26 protein-coding genes are annotated in these 24,788 nt (G+C 62.6%); 15 read left to right on the forward strand and 11 right to left on the reverse strand.

Features of this window, described 5'->3' with window-relative positions; all coding sequences use genetic code 11:
- Nucleotides 1–58: 58 nt before the first annotated feature.
- Together HNR55_RS04075 and HNR55_RS04080 are read left to right on the forward strand one after the other, a co-directional pair.
- A complete protein-coding gene (locus HNR55_RS04075) occupies nucleotides 59–274 on the forward strand; it encodes a zinc-finger domain-containing protein (RefSeq protein WP_086646640.1) in 216 nt (71 codons plus the stop codon).
- A 92-nt stretch (nucleotides 275–366) separates the two neighbouring features.
- Complete coding sequence (locus tag HNR55_RS04080; protein ID WP_166111712.1) at nucleotides 367–2,772, forward strand: protein-disulfide reductase DsbD family protein; 2,406 nt, start codon at nucleotides 367–369, stop codon at nucleotides 2,770–2,772.
- 57 nt (nucleotides 2,773–2,829) lie between these two features.
- Here HNR55_RS04080 and HNR55_RS04085 read toward each other — a convergent pair whose 3' ends face one another.
- The 9 genes from HNR55_RS04085 to HNR55_RS04125 form a co-directional block, all read right to left on the reverse strand.
- Nucleotides 2,830–3,165, reverse strand: coding sequence for a DMT family transporter (locus HNR55_RS04085; RefSeq protein ID WP_166111715.1), 336 nt, complete (start codon nucleotides 3,163–3,165; stop codon nucleotides 2,830–2,832).
- A gap of 36 nt (nucleotides 3,166–3,201) precedes the next feature.
- Nucleotides 3,202–4,470: a serine--tRNA ligase gene (gene serS / locus HNR55_RS04090; protein WP_166111718.1), complete on the reverse strand. Its 1,269-nt coding sequence runs from the start codon at nucleotides 4,468–4,470 to the stop codon at nucleotides 3,202–3,204.
- A 3-nt stretch (nucleotides 4,471–4,473) separates the two neighbouring features.
- The gene (gene tatC / locus HNR55_RS04095) at nucleotides 4,474–5,295 is read right to left on the reverse strand and encodes a twin-arginine translocase subunit TatC (protein WP_095349286.1); all 822 of its coding nucleotides are present in this window, start codon (nucleotides 5,293–5,295) and stop codon (nucleotides 4,474–4,476) included.
- The gene (gene tatB / locus HNR55_RS04100; protein ID WP_166111721.1) at nucleotides 5,292–6,050 is read right to left on the reverse strand and encodes a Sec-independent protein translocase protein TatB; all 759 of its coding nucleotides are present in this window, start codon (nucleotides 6,048–6,050) and stop codon (nucleotides 5,292–5,294) included. The genes tatC and tatB overlap by 4 nt, the downstream gene beginning before the upstream one ends.
- A gap of 74 nt (nucleotides 6,051–6,124) precedes the next feature.
- The gene (gene scpB / locus HNR55_RS04105) at nucleotides 6,125–6,886 is read right to left on the reverse strand and encodes an SMC-Scp complex subunit ScpB (RefSeq protein ID WP_166111724.1); all 762 of its coding nucleotides are present in this window, start codon (nucleotides 6,884–6,886) and stop codon (nucleotides 6,125–6,127) included.
- Nucleotides 6,883–7,857 (reverse strand): segregation and condensation protein A, encoded by a 975-nt coding sequence (locus tag HNR55_RS04110; RefSeq protein ID WP_242005429.1) that lies wholly within the window; start codon nucleotides 7,855–7,857, stop codon nucleotides 6,883–6,885. The genes scpB and HNR55_RS04110 overlap by 4 nt, the downstream gene beginning before the upstream one ends.
- A 20-nt stretch (nucleotides 7,858–7,877) precedes the next feature.
- A complete protein-coding gene (locus tag HNR55_RS04115) occupies nucleotides 7,878–8,912 on the reverse strand; it encodes an SPOR domain-containing protein (protein ID WP_166111727.1) in 1,035 nt (344 codons plus the stop codon).
- A complete protein-coding gene (argS, locus tag HNR55_RS04120; protein ID WP_166111730.1) occupies nucleotides 8,912–10,711 on the reverse strand; it encodes an arginine--tRNA ligase in 1,800 nt (599 codons plus the stop codon). The genes HNR55_RS04115 and argS overlap by 1 nt, the downstream gene beginning before the upstream one ends.
- A 40-nt stretch (nucleotides 10,712–10,751) precedes the next feature.
- A complete protein-coding gene (locus tag HNR55_RS04125; protein WP_166111733.1) occupies nucleotides 10,752–11,942 on the reverse strand; it encodes a deoxyguanosinetriphosphate triphosphohydrolase in 1,191 nt (396 codons plus the stop codon).
- Between the two features lie 137 nt (nucleotides 11,943–12,079).
- On the opposite strand from HNR55_RS04125, the gene HNR55_RS04130 reads away from it, so the two are divergent.
- The 10 genes from HNR55_RS04130 to HNR55_RS04175 all read left to right on the forward strand — a co-directional run bounded on the left by HNR55_RS04130 (nucleotide 12,080) and on the right by HNR55_RS04175 (nucleotide 18,838).
- A complete protein-coding gene (locus tag HNR55_RS04130) occupies nucleotides 12,080–12,451 on the forward strand; it encodes a HesB/IscA family protein (RefSeq protein ID WP_166111736.1) in 372 nt (123 codons plus the stop codon).
- Nucleotides 12,448–13,233 carry an exodeoxyribonuclease III gene (locus HNR55_RS04135; RefSeq protein WP_166111739.1) on the forward strand — a complete coding sequence of 262 codons (786 nt, stop codon included), beginning with the start codon at nucleotides 12,448–12,450 and terminating at the stop codon, nucleotides 13,231–13,233. Before HNR55_RS04130 ends, HNR55_RS04135 begins: the two co-directional genes overlap by 4 nt.
- A complete protein-coding gene (locus tag HNR55_RS04140; RefSeq protein ID WP_166111742.1) occupies nucleotides 13,211–13,816 on the forward strand; it encodes a GNAT family N-acetyltransferase in 606 nt (201 codons plus the stop codon). Before HNR55_RS04135 ends, HNR55_RS04140 begins: the two co-directional genes overlap by 23 nt.
- A gap of 196 nt (nucleotides 13,817–14,012) precedes the next feature.
- Nucleotides 14,013–14,093 carry a pyrroloquinoline quinone precursor peptide PqqA gene (pqqA, locus tag HNR55_RS04145; RefSeq protein WP_035370857.1) on the forward strand — a complete coding sequence of 27 codons (81 nt, stop codon included), beginning with the start codon at nucleotides 14,013–14,015 and terminating at the stop codon, nucleotides 14,091–14,093.
- Nucleotides 14,094–14,180: 87 nt separating this feature from the next.
- Nucleotides 14,181–15,092, forward strand: a complete 912-nt coding sequence (pqqB, locus tag HNR55_RS04150; protein WP_095349295.1) for a pyrroloquinoline quinone biosynthesis protein PqqB — start codon at nucleotides 14,181–14,183, stop codon at nucleotides 15,090–15,092.
- Nucleotides 15,089–15,829, forward strand: coding sequence for a pyrroloquinoline-quinone synthase PqqC (gene pqqC / locus HNR55_RS04155; RefSeq protein WP_166111745.1), 741 nt, complete (start codon nucleotides 15,089–15,091; stop codon nucleotides 15,827–15,829). The genes pqqB and pqqC overlap by 4 nt, the downstream gene beginning before the upstream one ends.
- Complete coding sequence (pqqD, locus tag HNR55_RS04160) at nucleotides 15,826–16,122, forward strand: pyrroloquinoline quinone biosynthesis peptide chaperone PqqD (RefSeq protein ID WP_166111748.1); 297 nt, start codon at nucleotides 15,826–15,828, stop codon at nucleotides 16,120–16,122. The genes pqqC and pqqD overlap by 4 nt, the downstream gene beginning before the upstream one ends.
- Nucleotides 16,119–17,207 carry a pyrroloquinoline quinone biosynthesis protein PqqE gene (gene pqqE, locus HNR55_RS04165; protein WP_166111751.1) on the forward strand — a complete coding sequence of 363 codons (1,089 nt, stop codon included), beginning with the start codon at nucleotides 16,119–16,121 and terminating at the stop codon, nucleotides 17,205–17,207. Before pqqD ends, pqqE begins: the two co-directional genes overlap by 4 nt.
- Nucleotides 17,208–17,408: 201 nt before the next feature.
- Nucleotides 17,409–18,356 (forward strand): DMT family transporter, encoded by a 948-nt coding sequence (locus HNR55_RS04170; protein ID WP_166111754.1) that lies wholly within the window; start codon nucleotides 17,409–17,411, stop codon nucleotides 18,354–18,356.
- Nucleotides 18,357–18,481: 125 nt separating this feature from the next.
- Nucleotides 18,482–18,838 (forward strand): zinc ribbon domain-containing protein YjdM, encoded by a 357-nt coding sequence (locus HNR55_RS04175; RefSeq protein WP_166111757.1) that lies wholly within the window; start codon nucleotides 18,482–18,484, stop codon nucleotides 18,836–18,838.
- Nucleotides 18,839–19,045: 207 nt separating this feature from the next.
- Here the strand turns inward: HNR55_RS04175 and HNR55_RS04180 are convergent, their stop codons facing one another.
- Nucleotides 19,046–20,059, reverse strand: coding sequence for a ferritin family protein (locus HNR55_RS04180; RefSeq protein WP_166111760.1), 1,014 nt, complete (start codon nucleotides 20,057–20,059; stop codon nucleotides 19,046–19,048).
- A 130-nt stretch (nucleotides 20,060–20,189) separates the two neighbouring features.
- A complete protein-coding gene (locus HNR55_RS04185; RefSeq protein WP_184382565.1) occupies nucleotides 20,190–20,873 on the reverse strand; it encodes an ATP-dependent Clp protease proteolytic subunit in 684 nt (227 codons plus the stop codon).
- Nucleotides 20,874–21,000: 127 nt separating this feature from the next.
- Between HNR55_RS04185 and HNR55_RS04190 the strand changes: the two genes are divergently transcribed.
- From HNR55_RS04190 to HNR55_RS04200, 3 genes are all read left to right on the forward strand, one after another.
- Complete coding sequence (locus HNR55_RS04190) at nucleotides 21,001–22,026, forward strand: OmpA family protein (RefSeq protein WP_242005430.1); 1,026 nt, start codon at nucleotides 21,001–21,003, stop codon at nucleotides 22,024–22,026.
- Nucleotides 22,027–22,192: 166 nt separating this feature from the next.
- On the forward strand, nucleotides 22,193–23,428 hold the full coding sequence (locus HNR55_RS04195) for an LL-diaminopimelate aminotransferase (RefSeq protein ID WP_166111763.1): 1,236 nt from the start codon (nucleotides 22,193–22,195) through the stop codon (nucleotides 23,426–23,428).
- Nucleotides 23,425–24,738, forward strand: coding sequence for a homoserine dehydrogenase (locus tag HNR55_RS04200; RefSeq protein ID WP_166111766.1), 1,314 nt, complete (start codon nucleotides 23,425–23,427; stop codon nucleotides 24,736–24,738). The genes HNR55_RS04195 and HNR55_RS04200 overlap by 4 nt, the downstream gene beginning before the upstream one ends.
- The last annotated feature ends 50 nt before the right edge of the window (nucleotides 24,739–24,788 follow it).

The following is a 24,788-nucleotide window of genomic DNA, read 5'->3' on the forward strand; positions in this document are numbered from 1 at the left end:
CTCCCAGACTTTGCGCCACACCCGTACCTGCCAACCTGATACGAGGCTTTTTGAATCCATGCTTATCCAACCGGCAAACCCCATCCCCCGCCCCCGTCTGGGGCATGTGGAAACCATTCTGGTCGATCAGCGCAAAATTGCCTGCGATGGCGGGCTGGGCCAGTTGGGCCATCCGCGCGTCTGGCTCAGGATCGGTGGGCACCAGACGGTGTGTCCCTACTGCTCACGCCTGTTTGTGCTCCAGCCCGGTGCAGCAGCCGACTCCGGGCATTAATCCGGCGGCGGGCACACGATCCATTTCCCACACAGCCAGGCTTTGCGTATGCTGGCCCTCTGGACCCATACCTGTGCTGAAAGCTGACGTTGATGCGCCGCTCTGCCACCCACCCTCCTGCCCCCAAGGTTGCGTGCTCCGCACCAGCGGCTGCCAGCACGCATGCACCCCGTCCCCTGTTTTTGCGTGGTTCTGAACGGGTGGCACGGCTGGCGGGAGGACTGGCGGGAGGACTGGCAACGGGGCTGGCTGGACTACTGGGGGTAGCACTGGCCTGCACCGGCAGCCTGCCCCATGCCGCACAGGCTGCGCAGAGTGCGCCTGTGGTCAGTGCCCACAGCACCGCCACCCTGATTACGGACGCCAGCACCGCCAGCGCCACTGCCCCGCTCCATGTTGCCCTGCGCCTGCAACTCAGGCCCGGATGGCACACATACTGGCTCAACCCCGGAGATGCGGGGGACCCTGCCAGCCTGAGCGTCACCGCATCGGGCGCATTACAGGGCACCGCCCAGACCATTATCTGGCCCACCCCCCAGCGCATAAGGGATGCCTCCCTTATGTCCTACGCCTATACGGGGGATGTTGTGCTGCCGGTTACGCTGCACCTGCAATCCAGCACGGCAGACGTCCATGGCTGGACAACCCTGAACGCGCAGGCAAGCTGGCTTGTATGCGAGCAGTCCTGCATTCCCGAAGACGGTACGTTTACCCTGACCCTGCCCACAGGGGCTCCGCTGGCCTCTGCTCAGGCATCTCTTTTTGTGCAGGCGGCCCAGCATACGCCTGTGCCTTCCCCCTACCCGGTTACAGTCAGCCCTGACGGTGTCCTGCATGTGCTGGCACCCGGCCTGAACCGGCAATCCGTGGGGAATGCGTGGTTCATGCCCCAAGAACGCGGGCAGATTGCCGAAGCCGCACCACAGGCCCTGACATTTGATGCCAATGGGCTGTCCCTCCGCCTTGAACCCACAACAGGTTTTGCCAGCAACAGGCCTCTGGCGGGTATTCTGGTCCTGCAGGCACCAGACGGAGCCGAACGCGCCCTGAGCATACAGGCCACCCCACAGGCGGAGGCACCAGCCCCGGCACAGACCGCTGCCTTGGGTGGAATGCCACGCGCAATACCGGCGGCAACTCCACCATCAGGCACACCCCAACCCACCCCCACACTGCCCGAAGAGCAAGGTGCCGCCAGTCAGGCCAGCCCCGCCCCCGACACAGCCGCCCCTACAGGTAACGCACTGGCTGAGGGTGGCAACACAACGGGCGACCTGCTCCGCTTTATCGTACTGGGGTTACTGGGCGGGCTGGTGCTGAACCTGATGCCCTGTGTTTTTCCCATTCTGGCGATGAAGGCGCTGGCCGTGGCCCGTATGGGCCAAAGCGAGCGCAAGCACCAAAAACAGAGTGCCATAGCGTACGCTGCCGGGGTTATTGCAGGTTTTACAGCCCTTGGCGCACTGGTCATGGCGCTGCGGGTTGGGGGGAGTGCTACGGGTTGGGGGTTCCAGTTCCAGTCCACCGTGTTTGTGAGCATGATCACCTGGCTGCTGTTTGCCATGGCGCTCAACCTGCTGGATGTATTTGCCTTTCTCCCCCCCGCTCTGGGCAATGCCGCCCCCCGCCAACACGGGCTTGCGCATGATGTGCTGACCGGCCTGCTGGCTGTGGTTGTGGCCTCCCCCTGCACGGCCCCGTTCATGGGGGTTGCCATTGCTGGAGCCCTTGCAGGCCCGCCGCTTACCGGGCTGGTGGTGTTTGCGGCCCTTGGCGTTGGGCTGGCAGCCCCCTACGTGCTGCTGGCCTTTAGCCCCGCACTGGCCAGCCACCTGCCGCGCCCCGGTGCATGGATGGACTATTTACGCCAGTTTCTGGCCTTCCCCCTGCTCGGGACCTGCGTGTGGCTGCTCTGGGTTGCCACGGTAGAGGGAGGCGCCACAACAGTATTGCTGCTGTGTTCGGGCATGGTGTGTCTGGCGTTTGCTGCATGGGTGTATGGCATTGCCCAAAAGCGCCAGCGCCACATGGGCCACAGCCGGAGTTGCACGGCCCTGTATGGTGTGGCCCTGCTGGGGCTGCTGGGGGCCATGGCGCTGCTCCCTGCCCTGCAACAGCAGGCGGCACAGCAGCCCGGCACGGTGCAGGCTTTACCCAGCGGGACAGAGGCTTTTTCGCAAAAGCGGCTGGACGCCCTGCATGCCGCCGGTAAACCCGTGTTTGTGGATATGACAGCGGCATGGTGCATTACCTGCCTAGTGAACGAGCGCGTGGCCCTGAACACCGATGCCACAAAAGCCGCCATGACCCGCTACGGCGTAACGGTCCTGCGCGGGGACTGGACCCGGCGAGACCCGGCCATAACGGCTTTTCTGCACGCGCATGGGCGCGACGGTGTGCCGTTTTATCTGTTTGTGCCCGCACAGGGTGATGCCGTGGTGCTCCCCCAGATTCTGACACAGGGACTGGTGCTCCGCACCATAACCCCCAAACCCTGAGAGCGGCGGCACGGCTCCGGCCTGCACCAAGCCCCTGCCAGCAAAGCTGCGGAAGGCTTAATGCGTGGTGGAGGAAAACAGGTTGATGACCACCACACCGGCCAGAATAAGCGCGATGCCTGCAATGGCCGGGGCATCAAGCGTCTGTTTTAAAAACACCGCGCCAATAACCGAGATCAGCACAATGCCAACGCCCGACCACAAGGCGTACACAACGCCTGCAGGCAGGGTTTTGAGCGGGATGGACAGGAAGTAAAACGCACACCCATAAGCCAGCAGGCTGATGGTCGCAGGCAGCCAGCGCGCAAACCCCTGAGACGCGGCAAGACAGGCCGTGCCAATCACTTCCGCCACAATGGCAATGCCCAACAGCAGCAGGGGTTTATGGGTCATCCCCACAAACCCGAAGCAGGGGTGGCACGCCAGACGTTATGCAATGCGCTCAAGACCACCCATATAGGGGCGCAGAACCTCCGGCACGGTTATGGACCCATCCTCGTTCTGGTAGTTTTCCATCACGGCAATTAAGGTACGCCCTACAGCCAGCCCGGAGCCATTGAGGGTATGCACAAACGCGGGGGCGCTACCGGCCTGCGCACGGTAGCGTGCATTCATGCGGCGGGCCTGAAAGTCGCGCGTGTTGGAGCATGACGAAATCTCGCGCCAGGCGTCCTGCCCCGGCAGCCAGGCTTCAAGGTCAAACGTCTTGGCCGCGCCAAACCCCGTATCCCCCGCGCACAGCAGCATGCGACGGTAGGAAATGTTCAGTTTTTCCAGCACTACCTCTGCACAGCGGGTCATGCGCTCGTGTTCGGCGTCACTCTCCTCCGGCGTGGTCACGCTGACCATTTCCACTTTTTCAAACTGGTGCTGGCGCAGCATGCCGCGCACGTCCCGCCCGGAGGCCCCGGCCTCGCTACGGAAGCACTGGCTGAGTGCGGTCAGGCGCATGGGCAGGGCGGAGCCATCCACAATATCCCCCGCGACCGAAGCACTCAGCGGCACTTCGGCTGTGGGAATAAGCCAGCGACCATCCTCCGTTCTAAAGGACTGGTCGGCAAACTTGGGCAGCTTGTCGGTGCCGTACATGGCATCATCATTCACCAGCACGGGCACCTGTGTTTCCGTGTAGCCATGCTCCGTGGTGTGCAGGTCGAGCATGAACTGGCCCAGAGCGCGCTCCAGCCGTGCCAGTGCGCCACGCAGCACCACAAAGCGCGAGCCCGAAAGCTTGGCCGCCGTGGCAAAATCCATCTGGCCCAGAGCCTCGCCCAACTCAAAATGCTGTTTGGGGGCAAAAGCAAAGTCGGGTCTGGTGCCCCATGTCTGCACCACCACATTTGCGGTTTCATCCGGGCCATCAGGCACGCTCGGGTCCAGCCGGTTGGGCAGGGTGGCCAGCAGGCTGGTGGTCTGGTTGCCCAGAGTGTCCACCGTCTCCTTCAGCCCTTCCATGTCCGTGCGCAGGCAAGCGCCCTCGGCTTCCAGCCCGGCTGTGTCTCCCCCTGTGCGTTTGAGGGTGCCTATCTCCCGCGCAAGGGTTTTGCTGCGGGTCTGCTTGTCCTGCAAAAGGGTCTGGGCCTGCCGTTTTTCCTCATCCCATGCAAGAAGCTGCGCAGAGACGGGGGCCATGCCCCGGCGCGCCAGATCTGCATCAAACGCCGTGGGGTCGGCTCTTAGGGCGCGGATGTCATGCATGGATCAGGGAACCTCCTGCTCGGGGTTGGTCGTATCCGCCAGCGGCCGTTTAGGCTCGATCAGGCGGGCACACAGAATGGAAATTTCGTAAAGCAACACCAGCGGCACAGCCAGACCGAACTGGGTAATGGGGTCGGGCGGCATAAAAATGGCCCCAAGCACAAACGCGCCTACAATGGCGTAGCGGCGGAACTTGCGCAGCATGGCGGAGGTCACAATACCCACACGGGCAAGCAGGCTGAGCACCACCGGCAGTTCGAATGCAATGCCAAACGCCATGATCATCTTCATGACCAGAGACAGATATTCCGACACCTTGGCCTGAAGTTCGATCTGTACCTGATCGCCCCCCGCACCCGGCGTCTGGAACGACACAAAAAACCGCCATGCCACAGGGAAAATAAAGTAATACGCCAGCGCTGCCCCGGCCACGAACAGCACAGGCGTTGCGATTAGGAACGGCGCAAAAGCCCGTTTTTCCGAGCGGTAAAGCCCCGGCGCAATAAACATCCACGCCTGTATGGCCACGATGGGAAAAGACAAAAACGCCGCCCCGAACAGGGCCACCCGGATATAGGTAAAAAACGCCTCGTACAGTGCGGTATAAATCAGATGGGGCTGTTCCCCCCGCTGGCGCATGATCTCGCCTAACGGACGGGCCAGAAAGAGGTAAATATCACCCGCGTAATGATAGCACAGGGCAAAGCACACAATAAACGCCGCCCCCGACCACAGCAGGCGGCGGCGCAGCTCCAGCAGATGCTCCAGCAGAGGCATGGGCTGATCGTGGATCGGGTCTTCCTGATGAGGGGCGTTATCGCTCATACCTGCGGGTCCGTTGTCGTGCTGGCGGGTCCATGTGCTGCCGTAACGGCCTGCGTTCTATTCTCTGCCTCTTCCTCCGCTGGCTCCGCGCCCGCTGGTGCGGGCTGCTCTGGCGTGGAGGGTGATGCAACGGTCTGCTCCGTACCACCGGGCTGGTCCTCCAGCCCGGCAATAACGCCGGGGGCCACGCTATGGCCTGCATGCATAAGCCGCACGGGAGGGAGGATGGCAGGTGGATGCAGCCGGTCCTGCTCACGCAGGATGCGGCGCACGATAATGGGGGGCAGTTCGGGAGGGGCACTGTCCACCTGCCGGTCCTGCACACTCTCCTGCCATGCCGGGGCGGAGCCGTAGTGCTCATGGCCCATAGGCGTGGTGGCGTAGTCCGCTGTTGCGGGGGCGGGGCTTGCCGAGCGGGGTATGGCATCCAGCGCTCTGGGGCCGGAGGGGACAAAACGCTCGGTTACCGGCGGGGCGGATACAGCCCTGTTCAGGCTGCCATCGCCATCCAGCGCCTTCATGATCCGGCCACGCACGTTCAGGTTTTTCAGGTCCCGCACATGCCCGCTCACCTCGGACAGGTCAGCCTCGCGCACCACCTCATCAAGCTGGGACTGGAACTCGCTGGCCAGCGCACGGGCTTTTTTAATGCCTTTTGCAAGCCCGCGAATAGCAACCGGCAGGTCCTTGGGGCCAATAACAACCAGAGCCACCGCGCCGATCAGGGCGAATTCCGACCATGCAAAATCAAACATACCAAGCCCCGTTCACGCCCACCCCATGCACCCCACAACATAGTCCTGCAACACAGTCAGGGCGTGCATCTCTATCACGGACCATCGGGGGCGGGAACCGCAACCTGTGCAACCTGCTCATCTGCCGTGCCGGGTGCAGGCCGAACTTCTGTCTCTTCCCCGGCCTGCTCCGGGGTATCACCCGGAGAGTGCGCGCCCTCATCAGACTCCTGCCCCGCGGCCTGAAACGCCATAGCCGACTGAGGCAGCCCGCCCTCCCCCGGATTTTGGGGCACATCTACCATAAGCTCCTCACGCCGTGGCATGTCGGAGAGTGCACGCAGGCCAAAATGGCGCAGAAAATCAGCCGTGGTGCCCCACAGGACCGGCCTGCCCGGTACCTCCTTGCGACCACGCGGGGCAATCAGTTCCGCTTCGATCAGGGTATCAAGCACATTCTGCCCAAGGCTTACGCCTCGAATTTCTTCTATTTCCACACGGGTGCAGGGCTGGTGGTAGGCAATAATGGCCAGTGTTTCCATCACCGCGCGGGGCAGCCGCCTTGGCCGCTCCAGCACGCGGGTTAACAGTGGCGCCAGATCGGGGGCGGTACGGAACTGCCAGCCACCGGCTACTTCTACGGGGAACACGCCCCTGCCCTCGTAACGGCGGCACAGTTCGGCCAGAACGGCCGCCACAAAAGCCCCCAGGTCTTCCTCCTCCGTGGGCATGATCTGCCTGCCTTCCAGCAGGTCTGCCAGACGGCGGGCACTCACGGGTTCGGTCGAGGCAAAAATAAGGGCTTCGGCCAGCCTTACGGCCTCATCCGGCACAGTCAGGGGGGCGGGGGTGGTCATGCGTCCTGCTTCTTTTCTCTGATGTGCCTATCTCTGGTGTGCCCAGGCGTGGCGTCCTCTGCGGGGATGGGGTCTTCCTCCGCTTCGGGCTGCGGGTCTGTGGTCTCTGCCTGCTCATGCGGGCGGAGCATGATCTGGCCAAAGATTTCATCCTGCCGCAGTTCAAGCCGCCCGGTCTTGGCCAGTTCCAGCCCTGCGATCAGGGTACCAGCCATGGCGGCGCGGCGCTGGCGCAAGGCATCCTCCCCCTCCGCCTGACCGGGCAGGCTGTCGGGCAGAAAAGCGTCCAGCGTGCTCCAGCCCGGTGGGGTTTCACCCAGCAGGCGGGTCAGCCTGCTCAGCGCATCCTGCACAGTCCAGAACCGGATCGTGCGGGGAGCGTAAATCCGCCTGCGTGCGGTGCGCCTGACACAGGCAAGGTAAGCCCGCATAAGCTGGGCCATATCCAGCGCCAGACCGGAACGGTCCACCTCCACCAGACTTTCGGGCAGGCCACGGGCAAACACATCACGCCCAAGGCGGGGCCGCACATCCAGCCAGCGGGCCAGCTCGCCCATACAGGCCAGTTCTATCAGCCTTTCCTGCAACAGTTCGGCGGCTTCCTCCCCCTCCATGGCCAGTTCATCATCGGCAGGGAGCAGCAGGCGGGATTTGAGCCATGCCAGCCACGCGGCCATAACCAGCCAGTCCGCCGCCAGTTCCAGCCGGACACGGCGGGCATTTTCCACCACAGCCAGATACTGTTCGACCAGTTGCAGGATGGAAATCCGGGCGAGATCCACCTTTTGCGCCCGCGCCAGATCGAGCAGAAGGTCCATTGGCCCTTCAAACCCCTCCAGCCGCAAAAGCGGTACACGCGGCACGTGGTCCTGCACCGCATCATGCGGTGCAGTGGTTTGCAGGTCTGCCGGTTGATGGGCAGGAGGGGACTGTGTGCCCTCCCCTGCCGGATGCACAGTCTGGGTTTGCATCAGGCGTTCCACAGGTGGCGTCAGGGACGCACCACCATGCAGGCCATACCACGCTCACGCACCGAAGAGCAGAAATCCTTTGCATCCGCCACGGCACCAAAGCCCAGCACGCGCAGACGGTAGAACGTGGCGTTATTCTGCTCGGTGCGGACAAAAGCGGGGGTCACACCGCCAAACAGGGTTGGGTAACGGGTTTTAAGCCGTGCCCATTCCTTCTGGGCTTCTGCCTCGGTTTGCAGGGCTGCCAGTTGGACCTGATATTTGCCCCCTGCCGTGCCACGTGGAACGGTTGCGGCTTTTTTGGCAGCGGGTTTGGCGACAGGAGCAGCCTCTTCCTCCCCATCGGAAGCATCATCCGTGGGGACGGGCGCTTCCTTGAGTGCTTCGGGGGCTGCGGCCTCGGCTGCGGGAGCTGCCGTCCCCTGCGCGGGCAAGGTAGCGGAGGGCACGGGTTTAAGGGCCGCACCATCGGCCTGCGCGCCCCCCTGCGCCACGGGTCCGGGCGCTGGAGCGGCAGAGGCAGGAGCAGGAGCAGGAGCAGCCGGAGCTGTCGCACCCGCTGCCGGAGTGGTCCCCGCACTATCTCCCGTTATGGGGGCGGTGGCCCCGGCGGGGGAGGCAGGGGCTGGCTGACCACCATACTGGGCGGCAAGCGCTGCGGGGTTGGGCTGCTCCGGTGCTGGCACGGGGTGCCCCTGCGGGTTTGCCTCCGCATCGGGCAGGGCCAGCGTATCAAGCTGCATACCACCCGGATCAACCGGCTTGGTGCGCATGGCAACCGGGGGTGGCCCCATCACGGGAATACCGCTCTGGTGGTGGCCCAGCACCGCCCAGCCGCCAATACCCAGCACCAGCAGCCCACCCAGCCCGGCAGCACCGTAGGCCAGCCGCCGTGTGCCGGACTCACTGCCCAGAAAGCTGGTGAACAGATCCATCAGCCTGCTGCCTGTTGCCGAGCCCGTGGCGGGTCTGTCGTCATAATCCATGCTCATGCGCTCACGCGCACGGCTGATCCGTTCTTCCACCGTAGAGCTGGGGCGGTCATCCTCACTCATCAGCGCATTTCCTCCACCGGGTCCACACCCATCACCGCAAGGCCGGAGCGGATAACCGCCGCCGTAGCCGCCACAAGGGCCAGACGCGCACGCGTGGCTTCCACCGCACCGGCCTGCAGGAACCTCAGGGACGCATCATCACGCCCACGGTTCCACAACGCATGAAAATCACCCGCCAGTTCGGCCAGATAGAACGCAATACGGTGCGGCTCCCGCGCAAAGGCCGCGGATTCCACCATACGCGGCCATTCAGCCAGACGGCGCACCAGAGCCATTTCCGCGTCCGAGGTCAGGCTGTCCAGCGTGGCGGTGGCAAGGGCTGCGTTGTCCACTGCGCCATAAGCCCCTTCTTCTGCGGCACTGCGCAGCACGGAGCGGCAGCGGGCATGAGCATACTGCACATAAAACACGGGGTTATCGCGCTGCTGGGCCACCACAAGGTCCAGATCAAACTCCATCTGGGCATCGCTCTTGCGGGTGAGCATGGTAAAGCGCACGGCGTCACGCCCGACTTCGTCAATCAGGTCCCGCAGGGTAACGAACGTGCCTGCACGCTTGGACATTTTGACCGGCTGACCATCACGCAGAATATGCACGATCTGGCACAGCAGCACTTCCAGCGGTACGGTATCCCCCGTAAGGGCCTTTACGGCGGCCTTCATGCGTTTGACGTAACCGCCATGGTCCGCACCCCACACGTCAATCATGACCTGTGCGCCACGGGCGACCTTGTCCATGTGGTAGCCAATATCGTTGGCAAAGTAGGTGTTGGTGCCATCCGACTTGCGTAGCGGGCGGTCCACATCATCCCCAAAGCCGGTGGAGCGGAACAGGAGCTGTTCGCGCTCCTCCCAGTCTTCTGGCAGCTTGCCTTTTGGGGGCTCCAGCACACCGTTATACAACAGGTCGGCCTTGGCCAACTGGTCTATGGCGGCATCGGTTACGCCACGGGCCAGCACATCGGCCTCGGACGAAAACACATCGTGGTGCACGCCAAGGGCTGCGAGGTCTTCCTTGATCGCGCCCAGCATATGGGTCACGGCAAAGCCGCGCACGGTTTCCAGCCATGTTGCGGCCGGGGCTGGCAGGGGTGCTCCGTCCACGTCCACTTCGGCCAGCTTGTTGCCAAACTCCGCTGCCAGTGCCTCACCCACAGGAATAAGGTACTCGCCCTGATATTGCAGGCCACCGGGGGCAAGGGCCGAAAAATCGTCCTGCGTCACTTTGGTGCCCAGCACCTGCAGGTAGCGCCAGTACGCCGCCCATGCCAGCGCCTTGACCTGATTCCCCGCATCGTTGATGTAGAATTCCTTGGTCACGTCAAACCCGGCCTTGGCCATAAGATTGGCCAGTGCATCGCCCACCACGGCACCACGGCAATGGCCGACATGCATGGGGCCGGTGGGGTTGGCGGATACGTATTCCACATTCACCCGCACCCCCTTGCCTGCTGTGGACTGGCCATAGGCCTCACCCACAGTCAGCACCACGGGCAGCACTGCCCGCAGCACGGCGGGTTGCAGGGTGATGTTGACAAAACCCGGCCCGGCGGCCGCCACGGCGGCAATGCCTTCCACCTTTTGCAGGGCGCTGACCAGATCAGCCGCAATATCGGCCGGTTTGCGGCGCGCAGCCTTGGCCAGCAGCAGGGCGGCGTTTGTTGCCATGTCCCCGTGCGCGGGGTCACGTGTGGGGGTCAGTTCCACACGGGCCAGCGTTTCCTCCGCCACGTCGGGCAACAGTTCGCGCACAACGGCCAGAACATGATGACGGTAACGCTGGAAAACACACTCGGACATAGACGACTCAACCCCGTAATTGGTGCAGCAAACGCGTTTATCAGCCTGCAACGGCCAGGTCCGTCAACCGCCTATGTTCTTCCATGGCGTATCGATCGGTCATGGAAGCCACGTAATCCGCCACGGTGCGGTGCACGGCTGCCTTATCTTTATCCCCCACACGCTGCTGCCATTCGGCTGGCAACAGGTTGGGCGACTCCGTAAGGGTGGAAAACAGCTCCCCCGTGACGTGGCGGGCCTTGTGGGTCATGCGGTTGACCCGCCAGTGCCTGTACAGCTTGGCAAACAGGAACTTGCGGATCCCCTTATTGGCCTCATCCATGGCGGGGCCAAAGGCCACAACGGGCGCACTGGCGGCACGAATATCCTCAACACTGCGCGGGGCCAGATCAGCCAGCCGCGCGCGTGTGCACACCAGCACATCGGTCACCAGAGCATGAATGACACGGCGCACCATTTCGTGCCGGATACGCTGGTGGGTGCGGGTGTCGGTTTTTGGCAGGTCTGCCGCCAGTGCGCGGGCTTCGGCCAGAGCCTGCCCGACCAGTGGCACATCCACCAGATCATCCAGCGACAGCAGACCGGACTTTACGCCATCATCCAGATCATGCCCGTGGTAGGCAATGTCATCCGCCAGAGCGGCCACCTGTGCCTCGGCCGAGGCATAATCGTCCAGTTCCAGCGGGAACAGCGCATCCACCTCCGCCAGTCTGGCGGATGGCCTGCGCACGGGGCCATTGTGCTTGGCCAGCCCTTCCAGCGTCTCCCATGTCAGGTTCAGGCCATCAAACGCCAGATAGCGCCGCTCCAGCAGCATGACCTGCCGCAGCGCCTGCGCGTTATGGTCAAACCCGCCATACTCCTGCATGCGCGCGGCAAGTGCGTCCTCCCCCGCATGGCCAAAAGGGGTGTGGCCAAGGTCATGCGCCAAGGCCACGGCCTCGGTCAGGTCCTCATCCAGCCGCAGGTAGCGGGCCATGGAGCGGGCCACCTGCGCCACTTCCAGAGAATGGGTCAGCCGTGTGCGGAAAAAATCGCCCTCGTGGTTGATGAACACCTGCGTTTTATACTGCAAACGCCTGAATCCGGAGGAATGCACCACCCTGTCCCGGTCGCGCTGCCAGGGGGAGCGGGTCAGGGATTCGGGCTCCGCGTGCAGGCGCCTGCCACGCCCCTCGCCGGGCTGCACGGCATAGGGCATCAACTCATCGCGTTGTGTGGCTTGCAGCATTCCGCACCTCCTGACCTGTCCGGGCGGCACAATGCCCACGAACCATGCCCCCTGATCTTAGGCTATTGGAGGAAAGTTGACCATTGGACGCGTCTTGCCCCTTCAAACCTGCACGCGGGCGGATTATCTATGGGGGTATGATACAGCCAGCCCCCATTTTTTCCGTCTCCGACTCCGCTGCCAACCGCATTGCCAGCGTTATCGCCAAAAAACAGGCCAGTGCCACCAGCGGGCAGGAAGCCCCGGTTGCCCTGCGCGTAGCGGTGGAAGCAGGGGGGTGCAACGGGTTCCAGTATCAGTTCATCCTCACCCCGCCCGGCGGGCTGGCCGCTGATGACGTGCGCATAGAAAAAAACGGCGCACTGGTGGTTGTGGACCCGACAAGTCTGGACCTGCTGGCCGGGGCGGAGCTGATGTTTGAGGACAAGCTGATGGGGGCACATTTTGCCGTGGCCAACCCCAATGCGGCGTCCTCCTGCGGGTGCGGCACGAGCTTTTCCCTCGCATGAAAATCGCGACATGGAACATCAACTCGGTGCGTCTGCGGCAGGATCTGGTGCTGGACTGGCTGGCGCGCGAACAGCCCGATGTGCTGATGTTGCAGGAAATCAAATGCGAGACGCATCTGTTCCCCTCCGAGGTTTTTGCACAGGCAGGCTACCGCAGCGCCGTTGTGGGGCAGAAATCCTATAACGGCGTAGCCACACTGGTCCGTGGGGATTTTACGGTCACAACCGAGCATCTGCCCGGCTTTACCGACCCTGCCGCCCGGTATGTGGAGGTTTGCACCCAAGGGCTGGTGCTGGGCAACCTGTACCTGCCCAATGGCAATTCCGGCGCGGAGCAGGGGTACGCCTCCAAGCTGGAGTTTCTGGCAGCACTCACCGCGCGCGCACAGGGTTTTTTGCAGCAGGATACGGACTTTGTGCTGGCGGGGGATTACAACATCTGCCCCACCCCCGAGGACTGCGCCCCCGGTGCACTAGCCCCGGAGGACGCCCTTGTGCGTCCGCAAAGCCGGGCAGCATGGCGGCAACTGCGCTGGCTGGGCCTGACCGACGCCCTGCGCGCCCTGCACCCCCACGGTGCGGCCTATACGTTCTGGGACTATCAGGCCGGAGCATGGCCACGGGACAGCGGGTTGCGGATCGACCACATGCTGCTCTCCCCCCGTGTGGCCGAACGCCTGCAAACAGCACAGCCCGACCGGGAGGAACGCGGCAAGGAGCGCCCGTCCGACCACGTGCCGCTTATTGTCACGCTGGAAAATGGCGCCCACACACCCGGCTAGGCCCACAGGTCCAACGGGCAACCCTGCCGCGGGTGCCCACCTGCCCTGCACCATCCGCCCCGCCTGTCTGGCGGATGCCCCGCACCTGCCAGCACTGGAGCGCGACGCCGCACAGGCCTTTGCCACCATACCGGGACTGGCCTGGCTGGCCGGGGGTGATGTGCTCCCCCTTGCCGAACATACCGCCAGCATAGCAGCACAAGCCTGCTGGGTTGCGGCCAGTGCTGCGGGGCCGCTGCTGGGGTTTGTCACAGCACGCCCTTACGGGCCGGACCTGCATATTCAGGAAATGTCGGTCACGCGGGCGGCACAGGGCCAGGGGCTGGGCCGCCGCCTGCTGCACGCCGTGTGCATAGAAGCACAGAAGCGGGGATTGCTGCGCGTAACACTCACCACGTTTGTCAACGTGCCATGGAACGCGCCATTCTATGCCTCGGCCGGGTTTTGCCATGTCCCCCCTGCGGCACTGGACGCACGGCTGGCCAGCATACTGGCGCATGAGCACGCCACCGGCCTTGCCGCAATACCCCGCTGCGCCATGCAGTATGCTGTCCCTGCAACGGCTGAATATGTTTCAAAATGAAACAGTTGCGCCGCTCAAAGCGGGCATGCGCCATCACACTGCCGTGATAAGGCCGTGCCTTCCCCCCTTATGGCGGTACCAGCCCTTGCACGTTTGTTTTTTTTCATCACACTAACCATGCTCTGACGCACCGCACGTACCTGCGATGTGTGGCTGCGTTTTGTGCACACCACACCCAATGCCAAGGAGAAACATCATGGCCTGGAACGCACCGAAAGTGACGGAAATTCCGTTGGGCGCAGAAATCAACAGCTATGTCTGCGGTCAGAAAAAATAAGAGAGGGCATGCCCTCTCTCAGCCGTCAGGCGGGTTGGTGCCTCACCGGCTTTCCCCCTGACGGCTTTTTTGTTTAGAAAGCGTCGTATGCTTGATATTGTCGTCCTTGGCGCAGCCGCTGGTGGCGGTTTTCCGCAATGGAACTCCAACGCCCCTGCCTGCCGCCGCGCCCGCGCGGGTGACCCCGCAGCCCCCGCCCGCACACAGGCCTCCATAGCTGTTAGCGGGAATGGCACGTCGTGGTACGTGCTGAATGCCTCCCCCGACCTGCGGACCCAGATCAACCAGACCCCCGACCTGCACCCGCGCACCGGCCTGCGCTCCACCCCCATTGCCGGGGTTGTGCTGACCAGTGGGGAAATTGACGCCATTACCGGCCTGCTCACCCTGCGCGAGCGGCAGGCGTTTGAGCTGTATGCAACGCAGCCGGTGCTGGACCAGCTGGACGCCAACCCCATTTTTACAGCGCTCGACCGCACACTGGTGCCCCGTCTGCCCATGGTGCTTGATCGCCCGATTGCTCTGGACCCACCGGGCTTTTGCATCACCCCGTTTTCCGTTCCCGGCAAAGTCCCCCTTTATGCCGAAAAAGCGGAAAACCCGGCCGAAATCATGACGAATGGTGAAACCATCGGGTTGGAAATAACCGATGGTACCGCCCGCGCCCTGTTCATTCCCGGCTGCGCGATGATGACGGATGAACTGCGCGCCCACATTCAGGGAGCCGACGCCGTATTTTTTGACGGCACGCTCTGGACGGATGATGAAATGGTGCGCGCGGGCCTTGGCAGCAAAACCGGCCACCGCATGGGCCATATGTCCCTCGCCGATCAGCCCGATGGCACGTTCTGCGCTTTTGCGGATTTGAATGTGACCCGCAAAATCCTCATCCACATCAACAATTCCAACCCTGTTCTGCTGGCCGACAGCACCGAGCGCCAGCAGGCCGAAGCCGCGGGCTGGGAAGTGGCCTTTGATGGCATGAAGGTAAGATTATGACAGACCGTATTCTCACCCCCGATGAACTGGAAGCCGCCCTGCGCGCCATTGGCGCCGAGCGCTACCACAACCTGCACCCCTTCCACCGTGCCTTGCACGACGGCAGGCTGAACAAAGGGCAGGTGCAGGCATGGGCGCTGAACCGCTATTACTATCAGGCCAGTATTCCCGCCAAGGATGCTTCCCTGCTGGCCCGCCTGCCCACCACGGAACTGCGGCGTGAATGGCGGCGCAGGCTGGAAGACCATGATGGCACACAGCCCGGCACGGGCGGTGTTGCCCGCTGGCTCAAACTGACCGATGGCCTCGGGCTGGACCGTGCGTATGTGGAATCACTCGAAGGGCTGCTGCCCGGCACGCGCTTTGCCGTGGAAGCCTATGTGCAGTTCGTGCGGGAACGCTCCATTCTGGAAGCCATTGCCTCTTCCCTGACCGAGCTGTTCTCCCCCACCATTATCAGCGAGCGGGTTGCGGGCATGCTCGGCAACTACGATTTTGTCACCGAGGAAACACTCGCCTACTTCAAGCCCCGGCTCACGCAGGCCCCGCAGGATTCCGCCTTTGCGCTGGCCTATGTGCGCGAGCACGCCCGTACGGCAGAGCAGCAGACAGCGGTGCTCAACGCGCTCAGGTTCAAATGCAACGTGCTGTGGTCCATGCTGGACGCACTGGATTACGCCTATGTGGTTCCCGGACATGTTCCCCCCGGTGCATTCCGCCCAGGCCCGCAGGCATGACCGAGGCCACTGGCCCAACCTTATGCGAGACGACCGTGCCACGCTTTGCGCGTGGCACCCGCCTGCACTATGACCGCGTGCGGGAGGTCTGGTTTATTCAGGCCCCCGAGCGCGCTTTTCATGCCGATGCCATTGCCGCCGAAGTGCTGCAACTGGTGGATGGCGCGCGCCCGCTCCACACCATTATAGACCTGCTGGCCGAAAAATTTGCCGCCCCCCGCGCCGTTATTGCGCAGGACGTTCTGGCCATGGTGGCAGAACTGGCCACAAAGCAGGTGCTGCTGCCCGCATGAGTGCGCCCCCTCCCCCCATGAGCCTGCTGGCGGAGCTTACCCACCGCTGCCCCCTGCAATGCCCCTACTGTTCCAACCCGCTTATGCTCGACCCCAGAACGCAGGAACTGAGCACCACGGAATGGCAGCGTGTGCTGGACGAGGCGGCGCTGATGGGCGTGTTGCAGGTGCATTTTTCTGGCGGGGAGCCAATGGCTCGCCCCGACCTGCCAGAACTTGTGCGCCACGCAGCACAGGCTGGCCTGTATTCCAACCTGATCACCTCTGGCGTACTGATCCGCCAGGACACACTGCGCGCTCTGGCCGATGCGGGGCTGGACCATATCCAGCTCTCTTTTCAGGACGTGGACCCCGCCAGCGCGGACCGCATTGCCAACATGGCAGGCGCACACGCCAAAAAGCTGGAAGCAGCACGCCTGATTACCGCAGAGGGTCTGCCGCTCACGCTCAATTTTGTCATCCATCGCCAGAATGCAGAGCGTGTGCCCGCCATGCTGGAACTGGCCGAACAGCTTGGCGCCAGACGGGTGGAAATTGCCCATACCCAGTATTATGGCTGGGGCCTGCTCAACCGCGATGCTCTCCTGCCCGACCGTGCCCAGATAGAGGCCACGACCGAAGCCGTAGCCGCAGCCCGCACCCGGCTGGCAGGGCGCATGAGCATAGATTTTGTCACCCCCGATTATTACGAGGACCGGCCCAAACCCTGCATGGGCGGCTGGGGCCAGCGTTTTTTAAACATTACCCCCACAGGCAAGGTGCTCCCCTGCCACGCGGCGGAAACCATTCCCGACATCACCTTCCCCAATGTGCGCGAGGCAGGTCTTGCCGCCATATGGGAGGATTCCCCCATTTTTAACCTGTTCCGCGGCACGGAATGGATGCCCGAGCCCTGCCAGTCCTGCGCGTTCAAGGAGGAAGACTGGGGGGGCTGCCGCTGTCAGGCACTGGCGCTGGCTGGCAAGGCGGATGCGGCAGACCCGGTCTGCCACAAGGCCCCCGATCACAAACAGGTCACGCAGGCTATTGCCCAGCGCCCCCAAACGCCGCCCCCCTTCCGCTACAGGCGCTTCGGGAACGCCTGAAGCAAAAAGGGTTTTTACAAAACCTGCCACCACCTGACCTAAACAGCACCATAGCCACCACATGCAGGCTCAGGATATGCGAACGAATTGCATCGCAGCCGCACTTATGGCTAAGAGGCACCAGTAACCCGCTCGGACCCGAGCACCCCACCATTTGCCCGGGCCGCATGGCCCCACACCCCGGCCAAGGCGACCAACCCCATGCACCACCCAGCCGCACAGCATAACCTTGGCAAAGGCATTGCCTGCGGTGTTGGGGCGGGCGCGTTATGGGGGCTGGTTTTTCTGGCCCCCGAGCTGATCCGCAACTTCAGCGCGCTGGAAATGGCCTGTGGCCGCTACGTGCTGTACGGCCTGTTTGCCGCCCTTATGGTTGCACCACGCTGGCAGGTGCTCAGCCATACCGTAAGCCTGCGCACATGGTGGACGCTGAGCTGGCTCTCCTTTGCGGGGAATACGGCTTATTATGTGCTACTCTCAAGTGCTGTCAAAAACGGGGGCATTACCAGCACCACTCTTGTGATCGGCTTTTTGCCCGTGCTGGTGACACTGGTTGGCAGCCGCGACAAGGACGCCCTGCCCCTGCGCCAGCTTTTACCTTCCATCCTGCTATGCCTGACCGGGGCTGCGTGCATTGGCTGGCAGGCCATGCATACGCATGCCCATTCTGTGGCCCGCGCGCCTTTTCTGGGCTTGCTCTGCGCTGTAGCGGCCCTTGGCTCATGGACACTTTATGCCGTGGGAAATAGCCGCGCGCTCGTGCGCCAGCGGCATTTTTCCGCCCATGACTGGAACCTGCTGACCGGGCTTGCCACTGGCGCCCAGAATGTGATCCTGCTCCCCCTTGCCCTTCTGCTGGACAGCACAGCCCACGGGCTGGAGCAGTGGCGCAACTTTGCACTGGTGAGTGCGGGCGTTGCCCTGCTGGCCTCCATTGCAGGCAACGCGCTATGGAACAGAATGAACCAGCTCCTCCCGCTGACACTGGTGGGGCAGATGATTCTGTTCGAAACCCTGTTTTCCCTCTGCTACGGCTTCATATGGGAGCGGCGGCTCCCCAGCGGGATGGAAACACTGGCCTTTGGCTGTGTGGTGCTGAGCGTATTGCTGTGTGTACGCGCCCACCGCAAACCGGCAACCCCCGCGTAACTCCGTGCTGCCTCCGCTTTTTGCCTGCCGGGCCAACGCGCACCCCAGTCTGCTTTTCCCCTGCTATTTCTATTACCTGGCGCATGTATTAGGTTGCGCCGCATTGTAACCACGGGGGGATGACCATGAGCGACGAACACAAATGCCCGCAATGCGGCTGTGAACATATTTATCAGGATGGCGAACTGTGGGTCTGCCCCGAATGCGCACATGAATGGAACGAATTCTCCGCCGGTGCAGCGGATGCGGAGGCAGGCGGTTCTGGCGTTATCCATGATGCCAACGGCAACGTTCTGGCTGACGGAGACACCATTACAGTCACCAAGGACCTGAAGGTCAAAGGGTCTTCTCTGGTGGTGAAAAGCGGCACCAAGGTCAAGAACATCAAACTGGTCGATGGCACGGACGGCCACAATATTGCGTGCAAAATAAGCGGCATCGGGGCCATGAACCTGAAGTCGGAATTTGTAAAAAAATCCTGACCTTCTGCGCAAGACCTTCAATCATCCTCTACCGGCCTGGAAGCACCGGATGCCATATGAGGTATCTGAAGGACCATACAGCACAGAAGTATGCCGCGCCTACGCACTGGCCGGGCCAATGTCTTGCTGCGTTTTGCGCCTATGCCCAAAACAAAACAGCCTGCCCTTATGGGGCAGGCTGCATGTAAACCACGACAGGCAAAAAGCTCAGACGGCTTTTTTACCGTTGGCCTTGAAAATACCCGATGTAAATTCCCACACCCGACCCACATTGCGGATCACCTTGGCAATGGCGGGGGTTGTGGTCGGGCGCAGCAGGCGCGGGTCATACCCGGCAAAGCGCCGGTCATCTTCTTCCAGACACAGTTCCATAAAGTCCGGCAGGCTGATCTGGATGTTGGTCACTTCCTTGGTGCCGGTTACGGTAAAGTTGTTGTCCTGCGTATGGACCTGCCCGCTATCGTCCACCGTGCGGGCAAGGCTCATGCGTTCGTAGGCCAGAAAGCCCCAGACAGCCCATACTTTTGCCTCAAAGAACGGGCGACGCCACCACGGCATAACCGCGCGATACCAGGCCAGCCAGTTGGCAAAGAGCAGGATATGGCGGCATTCTTCCTGCATGATCGGCTCGAACGTGTCGGTCAGGGCTTCGGGGAAATAGCCCGAACGCTTGGCCAGTTCGAACATGCCAAACGCAAAAAAGCTGTCCACGCATTCCGAAAAACCGGTGACCAGATAGGCCCATTCCACGTCCTTCGGCTCCACATACGGGGGCTCGGGGGCCATGGGAATGTTGTAGGCCGCCACCATTTTGGCCAGCACTTCCTTATGCCGGTTTTCTTCCCACGCATTGCGCGAGATGGCGTCCTTGACATCAGGATCGGTAACAAGGCGGGCATAGGCGGCCATGCGCAGGCGGGCCTTGCCTTCGGTCTGCACGGCAATATCCCAGATGGGCAGGGAGGTCACGCGGTGCAGGGTTTCGGGGTCGAGCTTGGGCCAGTCAATGACAGATGGCTTGTACGGGTTGAACGTGTCGCGGAACATGGCCGCGAGGGCACGCTTGTGCTCTTCCGAACCCGGTTTGAGCGGCCCGCGAATGGGGCTCAGCCAATGCCGCGCGCGGAAATCCGCTTCGACCACAGCCTCGGCATTAGGGGGTGCTGGAAGGTCATCCATACTTTCCGGCAGATGGGAGTAAATATCGCTCAGAGAACCCATGTGAGGAACCCGTTATCTGGGGACCTCCCCTTTTTGCAACCGGCCCTGACTGGCTGGAACGTCGGAAGGTCCAATAAACCTGAAACATGCCGCCATCCCCATTGCCGGGAATGGCGACGACGCCTCCGTGTTAGTGCAGATCAGCCAGCTTAGAAATGATCTTGGTCACTAAACCGTACTCTATCGCTTCTTTTGCGGACATCCAGTAGTTGCGGTCCGTGTCCTTGACGACCTTTTCGTAAGGCTGGCCCGTTTCACGCGCAAAAAGATGGTTCAGGCGCTCGCGCATTTTAATGATCTCGCGCGCTTCGATATCAATATCGGTTGCCGGGCCACGCACGCCACCCATGGGCTGGTGCAGCAGAAAACGCGTGTTGGGCAGGCAGAATCGGCGGTCCTTGTGACCTGCGGCAAAAATAAGCGCGCCAGCAGAAGCCACCCAGCCCGTGCCGATCATGTTGACCGGAGCAATCGAATCGACAAAGCGGATCATGTCATGGATCGTGTCGCCACTTTCCACGTGCCCGCCGGGGGAGTTGACGTACACATCAATCGGCTTGTCGGATTCACCGGCCAGTGCAAGCAGGCGGCCAGTTACGTCGCGCGCGACCTTGTCGTTTATCCCGCCAAAAATAAGCACCTTACGCTGCTTGAACAGCTTGTGCTCCAGTTCGCCCTGCGGGGCGCCAGAGGACTTGCCTTCCTCTTTTTCGGGGATTTCCGGGGTTTCCGGTTCATCGTCCAGCCTGATGGCGTTACGGGAGAAGATGCCCGTCATTGCTGTCTCCGCACATTGTTCCGTATCAGTGTTCATTCCCTTATCCTGCGCTGCCCGAACGTGCCTGCCAAGGGGCAATCATGCGCTCTCTCGCCACGGGGGAGGGAAAAGGGTAAGGTGCGGGACAATTTTATATCAGGTTTTTCGGAGCATTCCCCCCGCCATGCAGCAGCCCCCTCTGGAGCAGAAGCCGACCAGCCGGACCCACGCCCCCCGGCCAGACCGCTTTTTGCAGGCTGCCAGCATGGCTGCTCTTGTCGCACTGGGTGGCACACTGAGCGCCTGCCAGCACCGCGACGCCATAGATACGGCTCTGGACTGGTCACGCGGCATGCGCGGCGGAGCCATTGCCGCGCAACGCCCCCCACCACCCGGGCGCTACGACCCCTACCCCAAAGTGGGCCTGACCCCGACGGATGTGCCCGAAGTGCCCTCCCCCGATGCGCGCGCCCTGTTAAGCGAACAGCTGACCCGCGACCGCAACCTGACCTACCGGACCGTGGCCGCCAACGGGACCATGATCCCCAACATTCCGCCCCCCCCCAATGCAGGCGGCAGAACCAGTGCGCAAAAGGCCCAGCCGACCCTGCCCGCAGGCGTAAGCGGCGCGATTATGGATGCAGCCGACAGCGCCCCCCAGCCCGTGCGCGCCCCCCTGCGTTCGGCCGTATCCAGCCTGCCAGCAGGCACCGTGGCCTCCTCCCCCGCGCCGGAGGAAGCCGAGGCGGAAGTGGCCATGCCCGAAGTGCACAAAAAAGCGGATATTCCCGAATTACGCCCCGACCAGATTCCGCAGATACCTCAAACCCCGCCCACGGCCCCCAGCTTCCCCGGTTTTGATGTCCCAACGGATGCAAACCTGCCCGATGCCGTACGCCCCAACTATGACCTGACCGATATAAAAGGGACGGCCTTCCATTTTGTGCCCCAGTCCGACCAGCTATCCAGCGGGCAGGACGCGGCGCTGGCCAGAATTGTGCAGAAATGGCCAAACGGCCCCCTGACCATTCGCGGGTTTGGTGATGCCGCATCCATGAGCCCGCAGGATCAGGCCGACGCCGTGCGCCTTGGCCTGCTGCGGGCCCAGCGCCTTGCGGTGGAACTGAGCAGGCTGGGTATTCCCTCCAGCGCCATAACCGTGCGCGGCGATGCCTTTGGCACGGGGGCAAAGGTGGTTACCCCGCCCTGATCCCCCGCGCATACCCCTTCTGCTCCGCCCGGCATGCGGTAAAAACGCGCCCTCACGGTGGTTTTGCATCCAGAGGAGTTGCCTGTTCCATTCAGGCGATTACTATGCTCACTCCCTTCATCCTACAGGGGCTATGTTCCCTGTCCTTTCAGAGCACCCAAAGTCCATGACCGAAGAGTTCCATCGCATCCGCCGCCTGCCGCCCTATGTGTTCGCCTCTGTCAATCAGGCCAAGGCAGCAGCGCGCGCACGGGGCGAGGATATTATCGACCTTGGCATGGGCAACCCCGATACCCCCACCCCGCCCCATATTGTCAGCAAGCTGATTGAAACGGTGAACGACCCACGCTCGCACCGTTACTCGGTCAGCCGTGGCATTCCCGGCCTGCGCAAGGCCGTGGCGGGGTATTATGACCGGCGCTTCAACGTCAAACTCAACCCCGACAGCGAAGTGATTGTTACCCTTGGCTCCAAGGAAGGGCTGGCCAATCTGGCCTCCGCCATAACCAGCCCGGGGGACACCATTCTGGTGCCCAACCCGTCCTACCCCATTCACCAGTTCGGGTTTATTATTGCGGGCGCGTCCGTACGCTCTATCCCCGCCACCCCGAACGAGGACATGCTGCGCGCACTGGACCGTGCGGTGCGCCACTCCGTGCCCAAGCCCACGGCGCTGATTGTCAACTTCCCCTCCAACCCCACGGCGTATCTGGCTGATCTGGATTTTTACAAGGAACTGGTCGCCTTTGCCCGGCGTGAGGAAATCTGGATTCTGTCCGACCTTGCCTATGCCGAAATCTATTTTGGCGATCTGGTGCCTCCCTCCATTCTGGCCGTGCCGGGGGCGCGTGACATTGCGGTGGAATTTACCTCGCTGTCCAAGACCTATTCCATGGCTGGCTGGCGCGTGGGCTTTGCCGCAGGCAACGAACGGCTGATTTCCGCACTCACCCGCATTAAGTCCTATCTGGACTACGGGGCGTTCACCCCCATTCAGGTCGCAGCCGTAACCGCGTTGAACGGCCCGCAGGACTGCGTGGCCGACCTGCGCAACCTGTATAAGGAACGGCGCGACGTGCTGATCAAGGGCCTGCATTCCGCCGGATGGGACGTCCCCTCCCCCGAAGGGTCCATGTTTGCATGGGCTCCCATTCCCGAACCCTTCCGCGAGATGGGGAGTGTTGCCTTCTCCAAACTCCTGCTGGAAGAAGCCGGTGTTGCCGTAGCACCGGGCCTTGGGTTTGGTGAATATGGTGATGACCACGTCCGTATCGGGCTGGTGGAAAACACCCACCGCCTGCGGCAGGCCCTGCGCTCCATCAAGGGCTTCATGGCCGCCCATGGCGTCAAGGCCCCTCCCTCCTCCAACCCAGCCTCAAAACCGGAGTCTGTTACACCGTGACATCCTGTTCCTCTTCTTCTCCTCTTCGTCTTGGCATTGCCGGGCTCGGCACGGTTGGCGCGGGCGTTATCAAACTGCTGCGGGCCAATGCGGACCTGCTGAGCACACGGGCTGGCCGCCCGCTGGAGGTTGTGGCCGTTAGCGCGCGCGAGCGCACGCGCGACCGTGGGGTGGATGTGTCCGCCCTGCGCTGGTACGACAACGCCGCCGATCTGGTAAACGACCCCGATGTGGACGTGGTGGTGGAACTGATTGGCGGGGCAGAAGGCACCGCCCGTACGCTGGTCGAAGCAGCTCTTAAGGCTGGCAAACCTGTGGTTACCGCCAACAAGGCGCTACTGGCCCTGCATGGCTCCACCCTTGCCCGCCTGAGTGCTGACAACAACGCCCCCCTGCTGTTTGAAGCAGCGGTTGCTGGCGGTATTCCCGCCATTAAAACCGTGCGCGAAGGACTGGCAGCGGACCGCCTGCTGCGCGTGGGCGGTATTCTTAACGGCACCTGCAACTACATCCTCACCGTCATGCGCGAGACGGGCAAGGATTTTGCAACCGTGCTCAAGGACGCGCAGGACCTCGGCTACGCCGAAGCCGACCCCTCCACCGATGTGGACGGGCTGGACGCAGCCCACAAACTGACCATTCTGGCGGGTCTGGCCTTTGGTCAGCCCGTAGCGTTTGACAGTGTGCATGTAGAGGGCATCCGCCGCATTGGTGCGGTGGACCAGAGTTTTGCCCGCGCCCTTGGCTACCGGATCAAGCTGCTGGGTCTTGCCAGCATGACCGATGCCGGGCTGCACGCCCGCGTAACCCCCTGCCTTGTGCCCCAGCAGGCGCCGCTGGCGCAGGTGGATGGCGTCTTTAACGCCGTGGTGGCGGAAGGCGAGTTTGTTGGCCGGATCATGATCGAAGGACGCGGGGCCGGTGCTGGCCCCACGGCCAGTGCGGTCACGGCGGATCTGGTGGATATTGCCCGTGGCAACACCATTGCCGTGTGGGGCGTGCAGACCAGCACCCAGCCCCCGCTGCGGGCCTGCCCCATTTCCAGCGGGGAAGGTGCCTTCTACCTGCGCCTGATGGTGGAAGACCGCCCCGGCGTTATTGCCGACATTACCGCCATCCTGCGTGATTGTGGCGTATCGCTGCGCAGCATGCTCCAGCACCCGGCGGAAAATGACAGCACGCCTTATGTTCCCCTTGTTCTGGTCACACATCGGACATCCGAGGCGGCTATGCAGGACGCCGTCACCCGGATTGACGCTTTGACTGTTGTGACAGACTCCACAGTTGTGATCCGGATCGAGGCTGCCTGAAGCAACCCGCCAGCCCCGCCCGATCAATTGTGTAATTAAGGATCCCGCTT

This window comes from Acetobacter lovaniensis (genome assembly GCF_014207635.1).
Lineage (GTDB): Bacteria > Pseudomonadota > Alphaproteobacteria > Acetobacterales > Acetobacteraceae > Acetobacter > Acetobacter lovaniensis.